The organism is Gemmata sp. SH-PL17 (genome assembly GCF_001610855.1).
GTDB lineage: Bacteria > Planctomycetota > Planctomycetia > Gemmatales > Gemmataceae > Gemmata > Gemmata massiliana.
On sequence record NZ_CP011271.1, the window covers coordinates 581,447 to 603,071 of the forward strand.

Genomic DNA, 21,625 nt, shown 5'->3' on the forward strand with positions numbered 1-21,625 from the left:
GCGATGCCGCAAGTACCCCCGATGCCCGCCGTGGACGCCGCCGAGTGGACGAAGCAAGCGTCCGGACTGGAAATTTGGGACTCGACGGTGGGTGAAGGCGACGCGGTGAAGCCCGGCGCCACCGTTACCGTTCACTACACCGGTTGGCTCACGAACGGCAAAATGTTCGACAGCAGCGTGGCCCGCGGGCAGACGATCTCGTTCTCGCTCAACCAGGTCATTAAGGGTTGGCAGGAAGGTATCCCCGGTATGAAGCCGGGCGGCACCCGCCGGCTCAAGATCCCCGCCGCCCTCGGCTACGGGGCCACCGGCGCCGGGCGCGACATCCCGCCGAACGCCGTGCTCATCTTCGAGGTCGAACTGATCTCGTCGAAATAAGCTTGATAGTTCTAAGTTTCAGAGTTCCAACAGTTCTAAGTTGAAGACAAGACGGCGCCAACGCTCTTCATTCTCAACTTGGAACTGCTGGAACTTGGGACTCTGGAACTTGATCTACCGCCTCAGTAGCCGCCACATCAGCAACACGCCGACGGCACCCATCACGATGTCGGCGGACCAGCACCCGAGCCAGAGCGGTACTTTCCCCGTTTTGCCCACATCGGACCCGGCCAGGAGCAGTGGGTAGTACACGAGTAGTGTGGGGATGAAACAGACAACGAACGTGCTGAGGTAGTCGGCCCGGTTCGCCCAGATACCGACCGGGCAGCCGATGAGTGCGAACACGAGGCAACTCACCGCCAGTGCGGGTCGGGCGTGTACTTCCGCTTCCAGGTTCCGGACTTGCCGCGTCTTCGCGTCGATGCCGAACTTGAGCCCCTTCAGTTCGTCCATCCCCTGCGTGCGGACTTTGATGTCGTAAGATTTTTCGACTTCGGCCTGGTACGCGTCTCGCTGCTTTATGAGTTCGTCCCGTTCCGCGCGAACCGCCGCGATCCGGTCGGGGAACTCGTCCCACGTCAGCGCGCTGATGCGCAACCGGGCGTCCTTCCCGCTCACCGAATCGGGCAGGTCCATCTTGAACTCGGTGCTCGCGCTGCTCCCGTTCGCGTTCGCCCCGTCGAGAACGAACCGGTCCGGCACGATCGACATCGTACCACTGTCCGCGTCCACGCGGAGCTGAGCCTCGTGCATGCGCGCCACGAAATCGTAGGGGCTTTCTCCGGGCTTCGCGTCCTTCCGCTTCCGTTTGACGACCACGTCGATGAGGCGCTTCCCCTGCACGTCGCGCGCGAACAACACATACGGAAGGCTCTGGTGTACCAGGCGCCGGTCGCGGCGGATCATGTTGTAGAGCACCTCCTCGGGGTCCGCGAGGATCTGCCCGTAGAACATCTGCTGGGTCCGCGGGATCGTGGTGTGGTACAGCGCCGCGGTGGTGCCGGTGGCGAGCACCCCGAGCAGGATGGTCGGCTTCACGATACCGAACAGGTGAACCCCGGCCGCCTTGAGCGCGATGACCTCGTTGTCGTGCGCCAGGCGCCCGTACACCACGCACGCCGAGAACAGCGTCGTCGCGGGGATCGCGATCGGCAGGATGCTCGGCACGAGGAGCGGGATCGAGCGGATCAACTGGGCCAGCGACAGCCCGAGCTGCGCCGCCTGCTGGACCGACATGACGACCAGAACCAAACCGGTGAGGGCGCCGAGCGAGAGCAGGAACACCCGCACCAGTTCCCAGAAGATCATCCGGTTCAGGGTACTGCCTAACACACCGCCTCCTCGCCTGTGACAGAGTTACAGCGTCGATAACGCGAGTTTTCTGCTCACGTTTTGTGCGGGAGGCTTGCGTTTTCGTGTTGGTGGCACGGGCCTCAGGCCCGTGGAAGCGCGCTCACAGGCCAGGGGCCCGTGCCACCAACCCATGAACTAAACACGGCCTTCCCGAACTATTTCCCCGTTAACCACCCGGCCCCGCGCTTCAGTCGGTCGAGCACGGCCTTCGTCGGTTCCGTCACGAGCGGAACCGGCTCCGGGCGGTACTTCAGTTCGCCGTTCTCGCGCGACATCTTGATCGTGAACAGGTTCTTGCTGAGGAACTTGTTCAGGTCGCCCACCGGCGTGTTAATCATCTGTTTCAGCAGTTGCGACCAGACCATGTAGAACTCGAACTTTACGTAGTCCCCGCTGCTGTCGAGTTCGCCCGACCCGCCGAGGCAGATGGCCTTACCGATCAGGTCGAGCTGATCGACCTTGATCCGGTCGCCGCGCACGCGGAACGCGACGTGGGCCTGCTCGAACGCGGTCTTGTCCGGCACCGATCCGCGGAACAACTTCATCAGGTCGAGGAGCACCGGCAGGTTGTACATGCGACCGGTGGGCACATCGATAGTCCCCTCTCCGTCGACGACCTGTCGGCCCGTTTTGGGGTCCAACTTGTTACCCAACAAGAGTCGGGCTTGTGCGATCCCCTTGAGGTCGGCGTCGGAGCCGAGGTTGTAGTGGCGGGCCGCTTTTTCCAGGTTCACGTCGGTCGCCACGAGCCACACTTTGTAACTGGTGGACTCCGTGAGCACGACCGCGGCCTCGCCGATGAGCTTTCCACTGAACAGATCGCTGGACACGTTGAGGAACTGGAGCGTGGTGGGCAGGTACTGCCCCGGTCGGGCCGGGTCCGGTTTCTGTGGCTCGGCCGTCACCTTGCACCGCGCTTCCGCGACGGGCACGCGGGCGACCAGGGCACGGTCCAGCCACACGGTCCCGTCGAGCGCCCCGAGGTGCGTGCCCTCGTAGCGCCCGCGGCACGTGATCGAGCCGAAGGCGTCCTGCCACGTCACCCCGGTGTCGAGCGACGCGCCCAGCAGTTTCAGTTCCGCGTTCCAGTACACGATCGGGTCGGGCGGGGGGCCGGGGCTCAGGCTCGGCCCGATTTTCAGCGACGAATTCGTGGCGCCATTTACGCTCGGTAGCAGTCCGGGGGGGAGGGCGCCCGGCGGCTGACTGTCTGGAGGCGCGCTCACGACGAGGTGCTTGACCAGCAACTCCGTGTTGCCTTTGAGTTGTATTTCATCGAGCGCCGGGCCGAGTCTGCCGGGCAGCGCTTTCTTGAGTGTCTCGTCGACGATGCACGGTTTCAGTTCGATCCCGCCGAGGTTCGCCCAGGCCGCGCCGTTGGGGTACAGCCGGATCTCGCCGGCATCCAGTTTCATCCGGCTCGGTCCGTGGTTCGCGGACATACGCGCCAAATCGACGCGGTTGTTCTTGTATTCCAACCACCCCGCGAGTTCGGTCAGTTCGTAGGGGAAGAACTTCGGCGTCACGGTCGGCCCGGAGAACTCGAACGTCACCTTCACATCGGTAACTGGGTCCAACGGGGGATCGAAATCGGGGCGGGCGGCAGTCGGCCCGCGGTCCAACACGTCCACGACGGCCGCGAACGTCATGTGCCCGGTGGGGGAGAACGTGGTCCAAACGGTGTCCGCCTTCACCGTCCCGAGCGCGGTGCGGAGGTCTTTATCGAGCGGTACTTTGGTCCCGCCGACGTGGATCACGAGTTTGTGGTCGCGGGTGTTCGGGATCGGGCGCCGCGAGCCGTGCATCCGCACCAGCGCGCCGGCGTGGACCGCGGTGAACTCGTCGAAGATGACCTCGTCGTTGTCGGGCAGCGGGCGGATCTGTTCTCCCGGGCGTATCGGGCGGTCCGTTTCGGTCGCGTTCGAGTGGATTACGAGCCGGCCCTTGAGCTTCTCCAGCGGGTACGGGAACGCGGTGTAGTTCAGCTTCCCGTCCTTGACGTCGATGCTGAACTCGTTCTCGGTCATGTTCACGCCCGCGCGCTGGGCGATCTTGGCGACGAAGTCGCCGCGCCCGGTGGCGCGGAAGTCGCGCACGATCGCGGCGTACTTGGGCGGGAGCGCGGTGAATAAATTGTCATCGATCGGAACGTTCGTCCCGGCCACGCGCAGGTTGATCTCGGGGTCCGGTCCGGGGCCGTTGATCTGCCCCTTCACCGAGATCGACTGGCCCGCGGCGGTACCGTTGAGATCGATGAGGGTGGTCTCGGTGCCCGTGTGGGTGGTCGTGCGCTTGATCTGCCCGCCCACCTCGGTCACCGGGTAGCGGAACTTTTCGTAGGTCATCCCGGCCTGTTTCGGGCGCACTTCCAGTTCGCGCTTCCAGCCCGCGCCTTCGCGCACGAACTTGTATCCGGCGTCCACCTGTCCGGTTGGGGAGAACATCCGGCGCCCCTTCTTCAGGCTTTCCGGGAGCCGATTAAACAGCGCGTCGTTGAGCGGCACGCCGGCCACCGTCACGTCGAGCCGCAGGAGTTGCTCCTCGAACCGGCGCATCGGGTCGTCGGCTGGAGGTGCGCCGGGGGTGGGTGGCGGCGGTGCGTCGGCGCGTGTTTCGAGCGATACGCTGAGCTTCGCCGATCCGACCTCCGCGGTCGCGTTCTCGACCTTCACGCGCCCGTCCACGCTGCGCACGGTGGCGATGATCTTCTCAATCGGCCAGGGCAAATCGGGGTGCTCGAACCGCGCCCCTTTCACGTCGAACCGGACGTCGTGGCGCCACTGCGGGATCGATTCCGGGGCGAAATTGAGGTCAGCTTTCACGTTGGCGACCGCGCTGAGCTTCGCCAGGTGCGGGGCAACTTCCGGGGCGAACCGCTGGGCGGTCGAAACCGCCGCGGCACCAACTGGGAATTCGGCCAGTTCCACCGAAAGAGCCAGGTGATTATTGATTCGATTCAGACGCCCGCGGATGCTGACCGGGCCGTATTGCTTTGCCGTACCGGTGGCCTGCACGCTCAGGGCGGGGAGCGTGTCGTTGAGGAACGTCCCCTGGACGTCGGTAAACGTGGTCGGCGGGAACCCGACGGTTGAGTGGTCGATGACCACGGCCGTCGCGCCTTGGACTGTGAAGGTTGGAACGGGTCTGTCCGCGGGGCCGGGTTTCAGGATCTCCGCGACGTTCCACTTCCCGTCCGCGGACCGCTCGACGCGGATCGTCGGGTTATCGAGTTGGACTTTGCGGATCACGAGGCGCCCGCGGTTCAACTGCTCCTTGTCGTGGAACAGGATCGCGTTGGGCACCACGAGGAACGGCTGACCGGGCGGGTCGCCGCGGCGCGTGAGGCGCAGGTCGCTGACCGCAATGCCACCGAGAATGCGCATGCGGGCGGAGCCGACGTGAACGTCCACGTCCTCGAACTGTTCGGCAAGGGTGGCGACGACTTTCTCGCGCACCCGTTCCGGGCTGACCCACGAATTGGCGAGCCACCCGAGCGCGACCAGAGCCGCGATCCCGGCGAGGATCAACCCGCGGATAAGCCAACTGCGAACGCGCATCCGTGCCCGTCCTGGTGTGTCGCTGCGCCGCCGGCGACTAGCCGGGAGGGCGCGGAGCGGTGGGACAATACGCAGAGCTCACGCTCTGGTCAATTCCGAGTGCCGGGGGGCAGAACTCGTGGTGCGGATAAGGGTTGTCTTTTCCGCGCCGTTCATTCATCGTGGGAGTGATTCTCTTTGGAGCTGCCACATGTTTTCCCCCCGGCTACTCGTTCTCGCGCTCATTTTTGCCCCGTTCAGTTCGCAACCGGCACGCGCCGATGCGGCAACCCCGCTGTCGCCCGAAAAAGCGAAGGGCGCGTTCCTTAAAGCACTCGACCGGCCCAAAGTGCCGGCCGACGTGCGCGAAGCGGGCAACCCGGTCGAAAAAGGCAACCTCGTGTACTCGCGGTGGTCGTTCGCCAGCGAAAAGAAAGCGGACGACACCGTAGAACGTGTCCCGGTGCTCATGGTTGCGCCGGCCGGTGCAAAAAAAAAGTTGCCCGTGATGATCGTGCTGCACGGTACCGGCGGGAACAAGGAAAGCGCCCAGCCGTGGCTCGAAGATTTCGCGAAGCGCGGAATCATCGGGATCGCGATCGACGCCCGTTACCACGGCGAGCGGAGCGGCGGGAAGAAGGGTTCCGAGGCTTACGTCGCGGCCATCACGAAAGCGTGGCAAACGCCCACTGGTAAACCGATGGAGCACCCGTTTTATTACGACACCGTTTGGGACTTGTGGCGGCTCGTCGACGTGCTGGACGCGCGTAACGACGTTGACCCGAAGCACATCGGGATGCTGGGTATTAGCATGGGCGGCATTCAAACGTGGCTCGCGGCATCAGTGGACGATCGCGTGACCGTTGCGGCCCCGCTCATCGGCGTTCAAAGCTTTAAGTGGAGCCTGGATAACGACAAATGGCAGGGGCGTGCGAACACCATCAAGCAGACGCACGAGGTCGCCGCAAAGGATCTGGGCGAACCGGCCATCAACAAACGGGTGTGTCGCGAACTGTGGTCGAAAGTGATCCCGGGCATTCTGGACGACTACGACTGCCCGAATCTGCTTCCCCTGTTTGCAGCCAACTCCCGGGCGCTCTTCATCGCGAACGGCGACATGGACCCGAACTGCCCCGTCGAGGGAGCGAAAATCGCAATGCGTGCTGCGGAGAACGCTTACGCGAAGGCTAACGCAAAAGACCGGCTCGTGGTGCGCGTGAACGCGGGCGTCGGCCACAAGGTCACCGATGACGACCGCAAGGCTGCCATCGAGTTCTGTACGAAGTGGCTGAAGTAGCTGCTTACTTCCGCGGACAATCGCGGGTTCCCCAACCTTTCACGCCGAGATCCCGCGTATGAACCGGCTCCTGCTACTCGCACGCGCGGTCGTGTGACTTAGCGCGCCCGCGCGCCACGCGGACTTCCCCAGTCCACCGCCGGGCGAAACGATGAGCGCGCCCGTAAAGGAACGCGCCCCACAACGCGGATTTGTTCCGACTACAGATCGGTGCGGTACTCGGCGCCGTAAGCGGACTCGCGCATTGAGGACTGCGTGCGGATCAGGCGTGCCAACAGTGCCTGCCCAACGGTCGCGGTGACCCCGGGAAAGGTGATGTAGGCGTACTTCGTAGGCAGTTTCGCCGCGGTGGTGAACCCCAGGCCACCGAGCGACACGTCCCGGCACCGGCCCTGAACCGCTGTATCAATGCCGCCGTCGCTGTGGACGGGGTAAATCGTGATCGGCGAGCCGTACTCGACTCGCGGGCTCCGTCGCCGGTCCTGCACGTTCGCGAGCTGAGTGCGGATGTCGACGAGCAGTTTCGGCATCAGGTCCATCGAGTCGCGTGCGAACTTCAGGTCGGGCGTTCCGAACAATTGCGCCGTGGCGGTCATTTCTCCGACCGCGCGGCCGACTGGCGGTAACACGATCCTGGCCTCGAACCCGAATTTCTTTCCGCTAAAGAATCCACCGCCGCCCGCGGTGCGGCGCATCACGACCAAGCCCGCTTCCGGTTGTTCCAGCGACACGCCCCAGCGCTCGCGAACAACGGCCAACTTGAGCGGTACCACCGCTGAAGGAACGGTGGAGGGGAACAGGCACACCCACGAGCCGTCGAGCAGGCGCCCGATGTCCCCCGGAATGTGCGGGACGTACCCGCCCCCGCCGGCCACGTTCACAATGGCTTCGGCAAAGGTTTGGGGGTTCAGGGGTAGCTCGTCGGACTCCATACCCAAGAGCTGCCCGACCGGAACGACCGAGTGAATCGAGTCCAATACCACCAGCCCGCGTTCCGCTTCTTCAACGGGTGGAGGCGTTTCGACAATTCGCGGCGGCGGAGTGGGGACGGAGCTGGACCGGCGGGTGCTCGCCGGGATTGGTGCCGGCGCGGGGGCCGGCGCTTGGCGCGTGCCGGACACGAGCGGCGGGAGCCCGCTGTACTTCACGCCCGGTACGGTCAGAGGCGCTTTCGGGAGCGTGAAGCTCTGGGTCGGTGGGGCGCAGCGGCTCTTGGGTGTTCCGGGGTGGGTCAGGTCGTTCTGTGCACTGATCGACGAGTTGTTACCGGGGTACTCTTCACCGTTGTCGATCGCGACGTGCATTTCGGCAACGGCGCGGTCCACGCGCGAGCGCCGAATGCTCATCCCGGCGTTGGGAATCGCGGTCGAGTTCTCGGCCATCATGAGGGCCTGAACGAACGCGAGGCACGACGGGAACCGGTCGATTGGTCTTTTGGCCAGCGCGCGCTTCACGGCCGGCTGGTCGGAGGGCGGCAGCCCAGACAGGTCCGGTTGCCCGGAAACGTGCTGGAGCATCAGCTGCTGCGGCGTGCGCCCCGCATACGGGAACTCGCCGGTGAGCAGTTCCTGGTACACGAGCGCGAGGCTGTACTGGTCGGAGCAGCTACTCGGTGTGCCGTGGAGCACCTCCGGCGCAACGTACCGGGGCGTCAGCCCGCGATTGCCCGCGTCCGCACCCTCAAGTTGCGCGACCAACCCGTAGTCGCCGACTTTCACGTGGCCGGACACGAGGAACAAGTTGGCCGGTTTAACGTCGAGGTGCTGGAGGTGGAACTTGGCCGAAATCACGTCCAGGGCTTCGGCGGCGTCGGCGAAGTAGGCCAGTAACTCGTCGCGCGGGATACCGGGCAACCCGCACGTGCGGCACTCGCGGAACCGGTCCTGGAGCTGCCGGTCGGCGAGTTCCATGACCATAACGAGTTCGCGGTCAATTTGCTCGACACGTTCGAGGGTGAGCAGGAACGGGTGCCGGATTGTTTTGATTTGCTCGAACGCCGCGAGTTCCTGACTAAATCGTTCGTCCCCGCGCCCGTCTTCGGAAACTGACGAGACGAACTTGATAGCCTTTTGCAACCCGCCGGGGGCTTCACACTTCCAGACCTCGCCGAACCCGCCCCGACCGAGGGGCGAAAGGAGCGTGTAACCGGGCAGCGGCTCGGTGCCGGCTAGTTTCGTGTAGGAACGGTAAGTACCGCTGTCGGCGGTCGGAGCAGGCGGCATGGGGGTGCCAGCGCATGTGGATTCGTGGGCGTTAAGCAACCGTAGGCCATAATCGAATGACGTGTGTCAAAAAAACCGTCATTTCGGTTAGTTGAAAATTCAGCCCCGGTGAAGGAGACTTGAAAACGGCTTGCAAATGTGCCCCGGGCTTTTCCCCATCTCAAAATGTTTCCCGATGGTTACTGTTCGCCTTCGCCGTCTTCATCGGGAGCGGCGTCCTCTTCCGTAATGCTGGTCTTCATCACTTCGGCGAGAAGCACGGTTGCGTAGCTGCCGGCGGGGAGCGTGAAACTGAGTCGCAAGCCGTCCGGCTCCCACGCGGACACGAGATCGTCGAGGTACACCAGGTTCTGGCGCCGGGTTCCGAGTACCAGTTTGCCGAACCCGCCGAACGATGCGATCGACAGCCCGTTGTCGCGCAGCACGACCGCCTCGCGCTCGGCCGCAATGCTCTCGGCCGGGAACGTCTTCTTGCCGAACATTGGACCCGCGGTCACCGTTTCGCGTGCGGCGAAGCGGGTCTGTTCCGCGGGCACGTCCTTCGCGACGAACATGCCGCCGAACGGCCACTTCGTCATCACGTCGCCGTCGAGCACCGTGCGGAACAGCCCGTCCTTCATCCGGCGCGCGAGGTAATCGTTGAAGAGGAGCGACTGCACGCTCGAAAGTGCGAACCGGAACAGGAACGGCCGGATGCGCCGAGGGGCTTTCCCCGCGAGGCACTGGAGCCCGAGGTCCACGGTTCCGCCGTCGCGCCCGAACCGCTGCGGACCGTAGTAGTTCGGCATCCCCTGTGCGCGAATGCGATCGAGGATCGCGTCGACGGGCGCGGTGCGGTCGGCTTCGCGAATAAGAATGTGGAACCGGTTGCCCCGCAGGTGCCCCGGCTTGAGCTTGTTCGAGTGCAGCCCCGTTTTCAGAACGCGCACGCCCTCGTCGTCGATCTTGGAAACGCGCGGTTCGCACTCCTTCGGCACGGACACCCACTGTCGCGTGACCGCGTGCCGGTCTTTGAGGCCCGCGGTGCCCACGTTCCCGGGGTGCGTACCGAGTCTTCGCGCGATCGTCTGGGCGAAGAACTCCGGCGCAACGCCCTTCTTTTCGATCCACAGGTAGAGGTGCTCCCCGGTACCGCACGGCTCATACGACGGTACCTCTTCGACCTCAAAGTCCTCGTCGTGCGTGCGAATCCGCCCGCCCGTGCCCGGCAGCTCGGCGGTAAACAGCGGCGGATTCATCGCGGGGTGTTGCATAGCGGAAGGCCTCAAAGGAAGCGTCATTCTACCGAAGCAGGCAATGCGGGATTGACCACTTCGCATTTTGCGAAGTAGTATTTAGTCAGCGCTGGTTGTCCTCTCGCCAGCGCCATAGTGGGAGTCGGGCAGACTGGCTCCAAAGGGTCCGTGCGCAATGCACATCATCTCCAAGAAGAAGCTCCGGGAGTTCTGGGAAGAACACCCGCGAGCACAGGCACCGCTTGAAGCGTGGTATCAGACCGTCAAAAATGCAGAATGGGAGAACTTCGCCGATATCCGCCGAACGTTTAACACAACGGATCAGGTTGGAAAGTATACGGTGTTCGACATTGGTGGGAACAAGTACCGACTTATCGCGGTAATTCACTTCAACCGCGGGAAGTTATACGTTCGCCACGTGCTGACCCACACTGAGTACGACGAAGGAAAGTGGAAGAACGAATAACTATGGCACACGCGCGAGACACGACTTCGAGCCGAGCGGTGTACGGGAAACGCGAAGACCGGTATCTGGAACTGGTCCGCCAATTCCCCCTCCGACCGCTGCGTACCAACGCCGACCTTGATGCGGCCGTTGCCGTCATTGATTCACTTATCGACCGGGACGAGTTGTCTGCACCGGAACAGGATTATCTCGACGTGTTGAGCGACTTGGTCGAAGCCTACGAAACCGAGTCCGTGCCGATCAAGCCCGTGGGCGATGCGGAGATGCTCCGGTTCCTGATCGAGCAAAATGGCATCACTCAAGTCGAAGCCGCGAAACGGGTTGGTATCGCGGAATCCACCATTTCGGAAGTACTGGCCGGTAAACGAAAACTGAACCGCACACAGATCGGCAAACTCGCCCGTTATTTCCACGTTTCGCCGGGCGCGTTTGCCGAGTGATTGTGTTCGTTCAGTCCTTGCCCCAGAGTTCCAGCCCGATGGTGGCGATTGCCCCGCCGTCGTCGTAGTTGTTCCCGCCCTTGTCGTTGAACCGCTTGCCGAAGATGCCGCCCACGAACGAGCCGTCGCCGCTCCGCATCGCTCCCGATTCCGGCTTGCGCCGCTGTTCGCCGTACCAGTCGCTCGTGTAGGCGTCGGTCGTGTCGAGGCGATTCTCCCCCCGACGCATGAACGTAAAGCCGATCCCCTCGAGCGCGCCGCCGCCCGCGACCACGATCCCGCCGATCGCGTAACCGTTTTTGGCTTTCACTGTCACCACGGGAGCCTGGGTCCGTCCGTAAGCCTCGCCGAACTGCTCACCGGTCGGCGTCAACCAGATCGGGCGCAGGTACGCAATGATGTCCGTATCGAACACCTTCCCGAACCCGATCTCGAAACCGATCAGCATTACACCGTTCGCCCGGGATTCGCGGTAATTATTGTTAGCGAACGCGCCCCCAACTGGGGTCGTCTCCCTCCGTCCGGGAGCCGGCCCGGACGGAGGAGGGGGAGGAAGTGGTGTCGGCGCGGGACCGGTCGGTGCCGGCACGTTCGGGCGCGGATCGGGAGGTGGTGCGGGAAGCGGCGTCGTGCGCGGTGGGTTGGGAGCGTCGGTCTCGCTCGCGGGCGGGGGGCTGCTCGCTTGTTCCGTGGCCCTATCTCGCCCTCCCAGCAAGAGCATGCCCCCGGTTACACCAACGAGAAGGAGCCCTGCTACGGCCGCGACGATTCCTCCAATCAGCAGGTAAGACTGATTTTGCGATTCGTGATCCCAGAACTGTTCCCGCGCCGGTCGGCGCGATCCGCGGGTCGGTGAAGCGCTGAGCTTTAAAACACCCGCCCCGGCGAGGCACAGCCCGATCAGACACACGCACCCGGCAAACACGGTCGCGGCAATCTGACCACCCCCATAAGCTCCGGCCGCCAGCGGTTGCATCAGACCGTATATCGTTGCGGCCCCGCCCCAGAGTGCGAGCAGTGGGCCTACCACAATGCGCCACATTCGATTTCTCCCGTGCTTTGCACGCGATCGGTCCTGAGACCGTCTGTGTATCACTCGCGAGACGTAAAATCGACCCGACCCCGCGCCGCACGTCGGTCGGACGCGGAACTACGCGAGGCGGAGAGCAAAGCGGGCCGGCTTCCTGGTGGTAAATACCTTACAATACTGGTAAGGCCTCTTCCATTTGGGAGTTTACCGCGATGTCCGCGATGACGATGACCGAGAAAATCCTGGCCCGCGCGAGTGGCAAGGGCAGCGTTGCCCCCGGCGAGAACGTCTGGGCCAACGTCGACGTACTCATGACCCACGACGTCTGCGGGCCGGGCACGTTCGGCGTCTTCAAGAAAGAGTTCGGGCCGGACGCGAAGGTGTGGGACAAGGAGAAACTGGTCCTCATTCCGGACCACTACATCTTCACTCAGGACGCGATGGCGAACCGCAACGTGGACGTGTTGCGGCAGTTCGCGAAAGAACAAGACATCAAGTATTTTTACGACGTCGGCACCGAGAAATATAAGGGCGTGTGCCACATCGCGCTGCCCGAAGAGGGCCACACCCGCCCCGGCGAGGTGCTGCTCGGAACCGACAGCCACACCTGCACCGCGGGCGCGTTCGGCGAGTTCGCCACCGGCATCGGCAACACCGACGCGGGCTTCGTGCTGGGCACCGGCAAACTGTGGCTCAAGGTGCCGCCCACCATGCGGTTCGTCTTCCACGGCAACCTCCCGCCGTACCTGATGGCGAAAGACCTCATCCTCGCGGTCATCGGCGACATCGGCGTGGACGGCGCGACTTACCGCGCGATGGAGTTCGACGGCGACGGCGTGTACGCGCTCAACATCGAAGAGCGGATGACGCTGTGCAACATGGCGATCGAGGCCGGTGGTAAGAACGGCATTATCGCGGCGGACCAGGTCACGCTCGACTACGTGAACAAGCGGAACGCCGGGAGCAAGCCGTACAACGTGGTGAAGACCGACCCGGGCGCGAAGTTCGTGTTCGAGAAGGTGTACGACGTGACGAAGATGGAACCGGTGATCGCGAAGCCGCACTCGCCCGACAATAAGGCGACCGTGACGCAAGTGAAGGGCACGAAGCTCGACCGCGCGTACATCGGCAGTTGCACCGGCGGTAAGCTCACCGACTTCCGCGCCGCGGCGGAACTGCTGAACGGCAAGAGCGTGAAGATCGACACGTTCGTCGTCCCCGCGACGACCGAAGTCGCGCGCGGGCTGGACAGCGAGAAGATCGGCGGCAAATCGCTCCGCGACATCTTCCTGGCGTCCGGCGCGAAGATCGGCGAGGCGAGCTGCGCCGCGTGTCTCGGCGGGCCGAGCGACACCTTCGGTCGACTGAACGCGCCCATCAGTTGCATCAGTACGACGAACCGCAACTTCCCCGGCCGGATGGGGCACAAGGAAGCGCAGGTGTTCCTCGCCAGTCCCCTGACCGTGGCCGCCAGTGCCCTCGCAGGGACCATCGCGGACTGCCGCGATCTGGTATGATGGGACGAGTTTGAACGAGAGACGAAGTCGGCGCCGGATCTCAGATTTCCGGCGCCGACTTCGTCTCCCGACTAACGGAGAACCGTTCATGGGCCGTCCGTTTTCCGCCATATTTACTCTGCTTTTCCCCGCACTCGCGGCTCTCGCACCCGCGGCCCCGGACGCACCCAAACCCACAGACTTTGTCACCGTTCAAAAGGGCACTCTGCCCATCATCATCTCGGCGCCACACGGCGGGCGCAAGAAAGTCCCCGATGCCCCCGAGCGCGTCGGGACGGGGCTCGCCAATTTCCAAACCGTGCGCGACGAGAACACGGCCGAGTTGGTCGAGAAGCTCGTTGCTGAGATCGAGAAATCGCTCGAAGCGAAACCGTGGGTGGTCATCGCGCGATTCGAGCGCAAGTACCTCGACGTGAACCGCTCGCGCGAACAGGCTTACGAGAGCGACAAAGCCAAGCCGTACTACGATGCGTTCCACGACCCGGTTGCCGCCGCTTGCAAAGCGGTGAAGGAGAAGCACGGGCACGGGATTCTGCTCGATATCCACGGTCAGAGCGTGTACCAGGGATCGATTTGCCGTGGGACGCAGAATCTCAAAACCGTGAAACTACTCAAGGACCGCGAGGGGCTGGCCGCGATCCGCGGAAAGAACAGCGTCCTCGGACGCATGGAGAAGGCCGGGTACAAGATCATGCCGCCCGGTGACTCGGAAGAAACGGCCAAAGAAGAACCGCAGTTCACCGGCGGGCATATCGTTGCCAATTACGGCAGCCACACGGCGTTCGCGATCGATGCGATTCAAGTAGAACTCGGTACCAATCTGCGCGCCAGAGACCAGTACGCGACCACCGCCAAAGACCTCGCGGACGCGATCGGCGCGTTTTACAATGCGTATTTGAAAGACGCTAAGAAATAGCGCCGCGTGTGAACCAAACCCGGAGCACGTCCTATGATGGCACTCGTTTCGCGCCGCGCGGCACTCGCCACCGGTTTGGCAGCGACGGTCGGAGTGCTCGGTGGATCAGCAGCCCCGGTGCCAAAGGGCGACAGCAAGTCGTGGGTCGGCAAAACAGTTCTACCCAAAAAAGCGGACCCGATCGCCACCTATTACGAACCGGTTCAACCCGGTAAAGACGACTTTCAAGCACTGCCACGTGCTCTTTATGCCGCGTCGTGGGAAGTAAAAGCAGAGAAGGACGAGCGCATCCAGGTGCTCGACACGGACGGAACTCAGTGCTGGATCGAAAAGAGCCGGGTCGTTCCGCTCGCGGACGCGGTCGACTTCTTCACGAAGGCGATCCAGGACAACGAAAAGGACGTTTACCCTTACAATTTCCGCGGTTGGGCCAAGTACCTGCTCGGCAAGCCGGACGACGCGGTGAAGGACTTTGACGAGTTCCTGAAGTTGGCCCCGGTCGGTCCCGGCCCTGGTCCCAATCCTTACCACGCGGTCGGATTCAGCAATCGCGGGCTGGTGCTCGCGGAACTCGGGCGGTTTGATGCAGCGATCAAAGACCTCAATGAAGCGGTGAAGCTCGGTCACGCCCCGGCGCAGCTCAACCGCGGTTGGGCTTATGAACTCAAGGGCGAGTACAAAAAAGCGATCGCAGATTACGAAGTGCTGCTCCGGCTCGGCCCCGATCTGCCACAAGTGCTAAACAATTTCGCCTGGCTTAAAGCAACGTGTCCGGACGCGACGTTCCGCGACGGCAAGAGGGCCGTTGAACTCGCGAAACGCGCGTGCGAACTGACCGGCAACCGCGAGGGCGAGTACCTCGACACACTGGCCGCAGCGCACGCAGAATCCGACGACTTCACGGCCGCGGTGAAGGCCCAGAAACTCGCGCTCGAAGACAATGGGTACGCGAAGAGGTACGGCGAAGACGCACAAAAGCGGCTGAAACTTTATCAAGACCGAAAGCCGTACCGCACGGAACCACTGAAACCGCAGTAGTCTTGGGACCGTGGACGTCCCGTCCGCTGCTTTCGCCAATTGGTGCAAGCAGCGGACGGGACGTCCACGGTCCCAGGAGCGAACTACGCGCCGCGCTCGACCTTCGTGTTCTCGTCGATGCTGATCGAGGTCAGCTCGCCGTTGGGCTTGGTGAAGCGGACCACGGGCACCACCAGATCGTCCTCTTTGACGCGCTCCGTGGTGACGCCGGTTTGCAGGTACGCGAGGCCCCGGAACTCGCCCGTGGCCTCGGCGTTCCACTTCTTGGCGCCCACGCGGACTGCCTGCGTGATCTTGATCTTGTCGCCGGGCTTCAGCGCCCGGAGCAGGTCCGCGACGGCCGGGTCGAGCCTGCGTGTCGGGAGGATGATTTTGGGTGGTGCGGTTTCCAACTCAGGTTCCCTCCGCCGCGACCGCGGGCTTCGCTTCCCCGCGCACGAGCGCGATGCGCCCGGTGCGGGCCAGTTCCAGGATGCCGTAGGGCCGCATCAGTTCGATGAACGCCTCGACCTTCCCCTCGGTCCCGCTGATCTCGATTAGCACGTTGTTGTGCTGGATGTCGACCACCCGGCCGCGGAAGCTCTCGGACAGTTGGAACACTTCCGGGCGCTGCGCGGAGGCGCACTTGACCTTGATGAGCATCAGGTCGCGCTCGACGAAGTTCTCCGAGCTGATGTCGTCCACGCGGACGACGGTAACGATCTTGTCGAGCTGCTTCCGCACCTGGTCGAGTACGTTGTCGTCGCCGTGTACGACGAACGTCATGCGCGAGAGGTTGTGCGTCTCGGTCTCGCCGACCGCGAGACTGTCGATGTTGAACCCGCGCGAGTGGAGCATCCCGGCGACCGTCGCCAGAACCCCCGGTTGATTCTGCACCAGAGCGGAAAGCACGTGCCGCATTGGGGAAACGCCCCCTTCGTGGAAGAGAAAGTACCGGTAGTTGATGATAGAGAGCGGCGAAAGGGCTTCAACGCCGGGTGAGGACAACCCTCACTTCCCGAATGAAGAATGTCCGATCCGCGCTGATTTGCGTTCACCCGTGGCGCATCCCGCTTTCTTAACTCAGCCCCTCAAATAGTGTTGTTCCGATCCGCACGAGCGTCGCGCCCTCTTCAATCGCGACCTCGAAATCGTTGCTCATGCCCATTGAGAGTTCGGTCAGCGCCAGTCCCGTTCGCATTTGCAGTGCGTTACGCATTTCGCGCAGCGTGGCGAATGCGGGCCGCGCCAGTTGCGGATCGTCCGAATACGCGGCCATTGTCATCAGTCCGCGAACGGTGACGCCGGCGAGCGCTGGCAACTTGTCGCCCAGCGGAATAAGGGCGTCCAGCGCGAACCCGCCCTTACTCTCTTCGCCGCTGCAATTCACTTCGATCAGCACCGGGATCGCTGATCCCCGTTTGCGGCCGAAGGCGTCGAGTGCTTCGAGCACACGGTCGCTATCGACGGAGTGGACGAGCGCGACGAGCGGTATCGTGCGGTCGATCTTGTTCCGCTGGAGGTGGCCGATCAGGTGCCAGTTCACGTTCGGCACGGCTTCGGTCTTCTTCCATAGCTCTTGTGGCCGACTTTCGCCGAGGTCGCGTACCCCCAATTCCGCAACGACCGCAGCGACTTTCGGGGAAACCGTTTTCGTCACCGCGACGAGCGTGACGCTCGCGGGAGCGCGGTTCGCACGCGCGCAGGCTGCCGCAATGCGCGCCCGCACGCTCGCGACGCGCTCGGCCAGTACGGAACGCAGTTCGGAATCGTCCATGTTCAACCGGGGGGCCAAGTCAGGTCGCGGCCACCGAGCAGGTGGACGTGGAGGTGCGGCACCGTTTGTCCGCCGGCCTCGTTGCAGTTAATGACGAGCCGGTACCCGTTCGACAGCCCGAGTTCCTTCGCCAGTTTGATCGCGACGAGGTGCAGGTGCCCGAGCAGCGCCTGGTCCGCTTCCGTCGCGTCGTCGTGCGTGCGGATCACCTTTTTGGGGATGATGAGCACGTGGACCGGCGCCTGCGGTTTAATGTCGTGGAACGCGAGGCACTGGTCGTCTTCGTAGGCGATCTTCGCGGGGATCGTCTTATCGATGATCTTCAGGAAGAGGTTGTCGGCGAACACGTCGGTTCCTCCAATCGGGGAATGCCGTTACCATACGCGCGAAGAACCTAACCCCCCAGCCCCCTTCCCTAAGAAGGAAGGGGGAGCAAGAACCAAACACAACAGACATCACACCGCCCGCGGCGGTTTTAGCCCCTCCCTTCTTAGGGGAGGGGTTGGGGAGAGGTTGCTTATGCCCTGGGTGGTCGGGATCGATGAAGCGGGCTACGGGCCGAACCTCGGTCCGCTGGTGCAGGCCGCGATCGCACTGAATCTGCCCGAGGGCGACTCTGCGGGGTGGAACACGCTGAAACCCGTGGTTCGGCGCGCACACGAGAAGGCCGACGGCCGGCTCCTCATCGATGACTCGAAGAAAGTCTACACTCGCGGCGGAATCGAAGCGCTCGAGCGCGGCGTGTGGGCGATCGCGACGCCCGATTCGCACACGCTCCACGAGTTCCTCTGGAGCAGCGGCGACGTACCCGCGTGGGGCGCGGAACTTTTGGCGGAATCGTGGTTCGACGGTGCCGCAACGGTTCCGCTGCACATCGATTCGGGCGCCGAGTGGGACGCCTCCGAACCGGTCCGGGCCGCGATCAATAACCAGTGGTGCGGCGATTATCGCCTCGTGCCCGCGCCGCGGTTCAACCGCATGGTGGACGAGTACGGGTCGAAGGGCACGATCCTCGGCCGCGGGCTGATCGAGTTGCTCGCCGCGCTGACGGCCACGGTGCCGGCCGACGGCCAGCCGCTCGTGTTCGCGTGCGACAAACAGGGCGGACGGAACTTCTATGCCGGCCTGTTGCAAGAGGCGTTCCCAGACGGGTGGGTGGTTGCCGAGCGCGAATCGGCCGAAGAGAGCCGGTACCGCATCGAGCACCTGTCGCGTGATATTTCGATCACGTTCCGGCCGCGTGCCGATGGTGACAGCGCGGCCGTGGCACTCGCGTCGATGCTGTGCAAGTACCTGCGCGAAGTCTGTATGAAGCAGTTCAACCGTTTTTGGGCCACCCACGTTCCTGGTATCGCGCCCACTGCCGGTTACCCGGTCGATGCGAAGCGGTTCTTTGCTCAGATTCAGCCCGCGATGGCAAAACTCGGTCTTATCACCGACCAAGTGTGGCGGAAGAAATAGCCGGCTAATCCAGATCCCACACCACCACGTCGCCGTGCGCGGAGCCGACCGCGGCGAGCGTTCCGTCCGGGCTGATCGCGACCGCACTGAGCCGGTCGAGGCGCCACGAATAGCGGTTCACGCGCTCAAGGGCGTGCGTGTCGAACACATGGACGGTTTCGTCGTTGCTCGTGACGAACAGCCGGTGCCCGGTCGGGTGGTACGCGAACGCAGTGAAGTGCTTCTTGTTGTCACTGCGTGCCAAGCGCGGATCGCCGCCTTCTGGTAGCGACCACGCCAGTAGCGTCGCGTCGTTGATGCCGACGATCTGCTTGCCGGCCGGATGGAACGCGAGTTTCCCCGCGTAGCTGTACGGGTACGTGCCGAAACTCTGCGCGGCGGACGTGGCCGCGTCGCGAATTTCCAGCCGGTGCTCCTGTTCCCACCACCGGTCCGCTTCCGTGGCGCGGGTGAACATTGCGAACCGGTCGCCGGCCGGCGCGAGCGTCACGCTGCCGACGGACAGGTCGCGCGTGGAAATCAGCCACTGGCGCACCCACTCCTCGTCCTTGTGCTTCCAGCCCGCGAGCACGTGGTCCGGCAAGCCGTGAACGGAAACGAGGTGCGTACCCTCGGCCCCGAGCTTCCACGCAGTAGCCGTCGCGAGCAGCGCCGGGTACTCGCTCGTGGCGTCGCGCGTGTCGCGGTCGTAGGTGCGCCGACCATCAAACAGTTGCCACGATAATTGCCGCCCGTCGGCGGAGAAACTCAGACCGCCGGACCGGTACTTGCCCCCGAGTTCCAATCGCACGGGGGCGATGTTCGGTGAGTCCAGGTTCCACAAAAAGACGTTCTTCGCTTCGACCACCGCGGCAACGGCGCGGCTGTCCGGGGTGAACGCCACGTCGAGCACTTCGCCCAGAGCCGTTTTTAACACCCGCATACGCTTCCCCCATCGGGGAAGAATAGCTCGCGCTGCGCCCCCGCGCCAGTCGACCGAACAACAAATGCACGCGACATTTGGGCGGTCTCGTGACGGACCAATGCGTCGTAACGAGTCTTCCGGACTTGAGGCATCGTGCCGCGTCGGTCGCTTGGGTTTGGAGGGGGTTTACGTCCCTTCGCCGGACGTGTACTCCACCCGTTCATTGGCGCTCGCCGTTCGCCTTGGCCCCTCGCGAGGCGAGGCTAACAATTGCTAACACTTTGGACCGGACGGTGCCTAATTCGTGTTTTTGCCGAGAAAATCGAGGTTTGCCGCTATTAACGGGCCGACAGTGTCAGCCATTCTCTCCCAATTTCTCCAAAAAGAGTCGCGTGCGCATCAAATCAGCCGTTCGTAATTCCCAGATTGTGTGAGAATAAGGTGACTATACCACAGTTGCGTTTGTGCCTTCAATGGCATATGTGGATATTTTTACACTATTTTCGATATTGCTGGGCGCCAGAAGTTAGGTCTTCTCGATTGCTTTTAGCCCTTCGACGGCGGGGCCGTGTTGCACGTCGCCTTTGCAACTGAACCGCGAGCCGTGACACGGGCAGTCCCAGGATTTTTCGCCCGGGTTCCACTGCACGACGCCGCCCAGGTGCGGGCACACCGCGGACATCTCGTGGACCTGCCCCTTGTCGTCCTTGTAGACCGCGCTCTTACTCAAACCGTGTCGGATGATCGCGCCGTGCCCGTTCGGGATCTCGGTTGCCGATTTCACCTCACCGCCGGTGAGCCAGTCGCCGTATTGGGCCGCGAGGTTCGCGTTCTCTTCGAGCAGCGTTTTGAGCGCACCGGGCATCCAGCGCGAGGGGGAATATACCCCGGCGAACTCGTTCGTCCGACCGAGAATCAGATCGGACACGAGCCGCGCTCCCAGCGTGCCGTGCGTCATTCCCATTCCGGAATCGCCAGTAATCACATAGAGATTGTCGCGGAAACCCGGTGCCCGGCCGATCAGCCCCAACCCGTCGGGCGTCTCGAACACCTGCCCGGACCAGTGGTGCCGAACGGAACCGACTTCGGGGAACCGCTTTCGTGCCCATGTTTCGAGCCGTTCCCAGCGTTCTTGTTGATCCTGTGCCTGGCCCGTCTTGTGATCTTCGCCGCCAACGATGAGGAGTTCGGTATTAGTTCCGTGTGCCGTGCGGACGTAGTGGTACGGGTTTTCGGTGTCCCAGAAGAGTGCCGGAGACACGCACCCCGCGGGAACTTCCAGTGCGATCGCGTAAGTCACATAAGCCGCGAGCTTGAAGTGGAGCGACAGCCCCGCATCGAACGGCGTGTTGGTCGCGATGACGATCGCGTCCGCGGTGATCGTGTGGCCCGATCGCGTGTGCGCAACACAGGGCGAGCCGCTCTCCACCTTCACCACTTGCGTATCGGTGTGAATTACGCCGCCTTTTTTGCGAATCAGCCCGGCGATGTCGCTCAGGTACTTCAGCGGGTGGAACTGGCCGTTATCGGGGAAACGGAGCGCGGGGCCGGTCGCAACAGCCGGGAACGGAACGTGGCCCACGCGCTCAAAAGTGAGCCCGAGCCGCGTGAGTGCGAGGACTTCATCGCGAACGATTTCGTTGCCGTCAGTTCCGGGGAACAAGTAGCCGTCCGTTCGCCGGAAATCACAGGAGATGTTTTCGCGTTTGATAATTTCTTCGATGAGACCGATCGCCGCGAGATGACTTTTCGCCGCGAGTTCCGCCGTTTCGTCGCCACGAATGGAGGCGACGCGGGCGAACCGGTCATCAATGACCCACGAGAGATGGGCGGTGGTGAACTCGGTCTCGCCCCCAGCGACAGCAGGCTTCGCGTCGAGAACAACGACCGATTTACCCTCGCAGGCGAGCAGGTACGCGGCCGTCAAACCGGCGATACCGGCGCCGATCACGCCGACGTCGCAGCGCGTGTTGCCGGTGAGAGGGACACCGGTCCGAACGGGATTATCGAGTGACCAAACGGAACTCGTGGAGGTAGGCATGGCTCGCGATCAATGTGAGAACAGGAAGGAGAAGG

At 63.2% G+C, this 21,625-nt stretch carries 19 protein-coding genes; 8 read left to right on the top strand and 11 right to left on the bottom strand.

All coding sequences use genetic code 11. From position 1 onward, the window contains the following. Positions 1–3 precede the first annotated feature (3 nt). Positions 4–378 (top strand): FKBP-type peptidyl-prolyl cis-trans isomerase, encoded by a 375-nt coding sequence (locus VT84_RS02280; protein ID WP_052553741.1) that lies wholly within the window; start codon positions 4–6, stop codon positions 376–378. A gap of 114 nt (positions 379–492) precedes the next feature. On the opposite strand, the gene VT84_RS02285 is transcribed toward VT84_RS02280, so the two are convergent. Together VT84_RS02285 and VT84_RS02290 are read right to left on the bottom strand one after the other, a co-directional pair. Further along, positions 493–1,710: an LptF/LptG family permease gene (locus VT84_RS02285; protein ID WP_157469113.1), complete on the bottom strand. Its 1,218-nt coding sequence runs from the start codon at positions 1,708–1,710 to the stop codon at positions 493–495. A 176-nt stretch (positions 1,711–1,886) separates the two neighbouring features. Continuing rightward, positions 1,887–5,288 (bottom strand): hypothetical protein, encoded by a 3,402-nt coding sequence (locus VT84_RS02290; protein WP_082838352.1) that lies wholly within the window; start codon positions 5,286–5,288, stop codon positions 1,887–1,889. A gap of 190 nt (positions 5,289–5,478) precedes the next feature. Between VT84_RS02290 and VT84_RS02295 the strand changes: the two genes are divergently transcribed. After that, the gene (locus VT84_RS02295) at positions 5,479–6,564 is read left to right on the top strand and encodes an alpha/beta fold hydrolase (protein WP_082838353.1); all 1,086 of its coding nucleotides are present in this window, start codon (positions 5,479–5,481) and stop codon (positions 6,562–6,564) included. Positions 6,565–6,764: 200 nt separating this feature from the next. Here VT84_RS02295 and VT84_RS02300 read toward each other — a convergent pair whose 3' ends face one another. Continuing rightward, on the bottom strand, positions 6,765–8,786 hold the full coding sequence (locus tag VT84_RS02300) for a serine/threonine-protein kinase (protein WP_052553732.1): 2,022 nt from the start codon (positions 8,784–8,786) through the stop codon (positions 6,765–6,767). Positions 8,787–8,965: 179 nt separating this feature from the next. Then, a complete protein-coding gene (gene truD / locus VT84_RS02305; protein WP_082838354.1) occupies positions 8,966–10,039 on the bottom strand; it encodes a tRNA pseudouridine(13) synthase TruD in 1,074 nt (357 codons plus the stop codon). 157 nt (positions 10,040–10,196) lie between these two features. Here truD and VT84_RS02310 point away from each other — a divergent pair, with 157 nt between their 5' ends. Together VT84_RS02310 and VT84_RS02315 are read left to right on the top strand one after the other, a co-directional pair. Continuing rightward, complete coding sequence (locus tag VT84_RS02310) at positions 10,197–10,487, top strand: type II toxin-antitoxin system HigB family toxin (protein WP_082838355.1); 291 nt, start codon at positions 10,197–10,199, stop codon at positions 10,485–10,487. Positions 10,488–10,489: 2 nt separating this feature from the next. Then, on the top strand, positions 10,490–10,927 hold the full coding sequence (locus VT84_RS02315; protein WP_082838356.1) for a type II toxin-antitoxin system HigA family antitoxin: 438 nt from the start codon (positions 10,490–10,492) through the stop codon (positions 10,925–10,927). A gap of 10 nt (positions 10,928–10,937) precedes the next feature. Here VT84_RS02315 and VT84_RS41930 read toward each other — a convergent pair whose 3' ends face one another. Next, positions 10,938–11,969, bottom strand: a complete 1,032-nt coding sequence (locus tag VT84_RS41930) for a hypothetical protein (protein ID WP_082838357.1) — start codon at positions 11,967–11,969, stop codon at positions 10,938–10,940. A gap of 200 nt (positions 11,970–12,169) precedes the next feature. Between VT84_RS41930 and VT84_RS02325 the strand changes: the two genes are divergently transcribed. The 3 genes from VT84_RS02325 (at position 12,170) to VT84_RS02335 (ending at position 15,428) form a co-directional block, all read left to right on the top strand. After that, positions 12,170–13,474, top strand: a complete 1,305-nt coding sequence (locus VT84_RS02325) for a 3-isopropylmalate dehydratase large subunit (protein WP_082838358.1) — start codon at positions 12,170–12,172, stop codon at positions 13,472–13,474. A gap of 88 nt (positions 13,475–13,562) precedes the next feature. Next, on the top strand, positions 13,563–14,390 hold the full coding sequence (locus VT84_RS02330; RefSeq protein WP_082838359.1) for an N-formylglutamate amidohydrolase: 828 nt from the start codon (positions 13,563–13,565) through the stop codon (positions 14,388–14,390). Between the two features lie 33 nt (positions 14,391–14,423). Beyond that, complete coding sequence (locus tag VT84_RS02335) at positions 14,424–15,428, top strand: tetratricopeptide repeat protein (RefSeq protein WP_082838360.1); 1,005 nt, start codon at positions 14,424–14,426, stop codon at positions 15,426–15,428. Between the two features lie 83 nt (positions 15,429–15,511). On the opposite strand, the gene VT84_RS02340 is transcribed toward VT84_RS02335, so the two are convergent. From VT84_RS02340 to VT84_RS02355, 4 genes are all read right to left on the bottom strand, one after another. Continuing rightward, the gene (locus VT84_RS02340) at positions 15,512–15,820 is read right to left on the bottom strand and encodes a hypothetical protein (RefSeq protein ID WP_052553721.1); all 309 of its coding nucleotides are present in this window, start codon (positions 15,818–15,820) and stop codon (positions 15,512–15,514) included. Between the two features lies 1 nt (position 15,821). Continuing rightward, entirely contained in the window at positions 15,822–16,328 is a 507-nt protein-coding gene (gene ilvN / locus VT84_RS02345; RefSeq protein ID WP_052553719.1) for an acetolactate synthase small subunit, read from the bottom strand. 157 nt (positions 16,329–16,485) lie between these two features. Then, a complete protein-coding gene (locus VT84_RS02350) occupies positions 16,486–17,184 on the bottom strand; it encodes a YggS family pyridoxal phosphate-dependent enzyme (RefSeq protein ID WP_052553717.1) in 699 nt (232 codons plus the stop codon). A 2-nt stretch (positions 17,185–17,186) separates the two neighbouring features. Then, on the bottom strand, positions 17,187–17,531 hold the full coding sequence (locus VT84_RS02355) for a histidine triad nucleotide-binding protein (protein ID WP_052553715.1): 345 nt from the start codon (positions 17,529–17,531) through the stop codon (positions 17,187–17,189). 172 nt (positions 17,532–17,703) lie between these two features. Here VT84_RS02355 and VT84_RS02360 point away from each other — a divergent pair, with 172 nt between their 5' ends. Beyond that, positions 17,704–18,645 carry a hypothetical protein gene (locus VT84_RS02360; RefSeq protein WP_082838361.1) on the top strand — a complete coding sequence of 314 codons (942 nt, stop codon included), beginning with the start codon at positions 17,704–17,706 and terminating at the stop codon, positions 18,643–18,645. Positions 18,646–18,649: 4 nt separating this feature from the next. On the opposite strand, the gene VT84_RS02365 is transcribed toward VT84_RS02360, so the two are convergent. Both VT84_RS02365 and VT84_RS02370 read right to left on the bottom strand, forming a co-directional pair. Continuing rightward, a complete protein-coding gene (locus VT84_RS02365; RefSeq protein ID WP_082838362.1) occupies positions 18,650–19,567 on the bottom strand; it encodes a WD40 repeat domain-containing protein in 918 nt (305 codons plus the stop codon). A gap of 508 nt (positions 19,568–20,075) precedes the next feature. Continuing rightward, entirely contained in the window at positions 20,076–21,590 is a 1,515-nt protein-coding gene (locus VT84_RS02370) for an FAD-dependent oxidoreductase (protein ID WP_082838363.1), read from the bottom strand. Between the last annotated feature and the right edge of the window lie 35 nt (positions 21,591–21,625).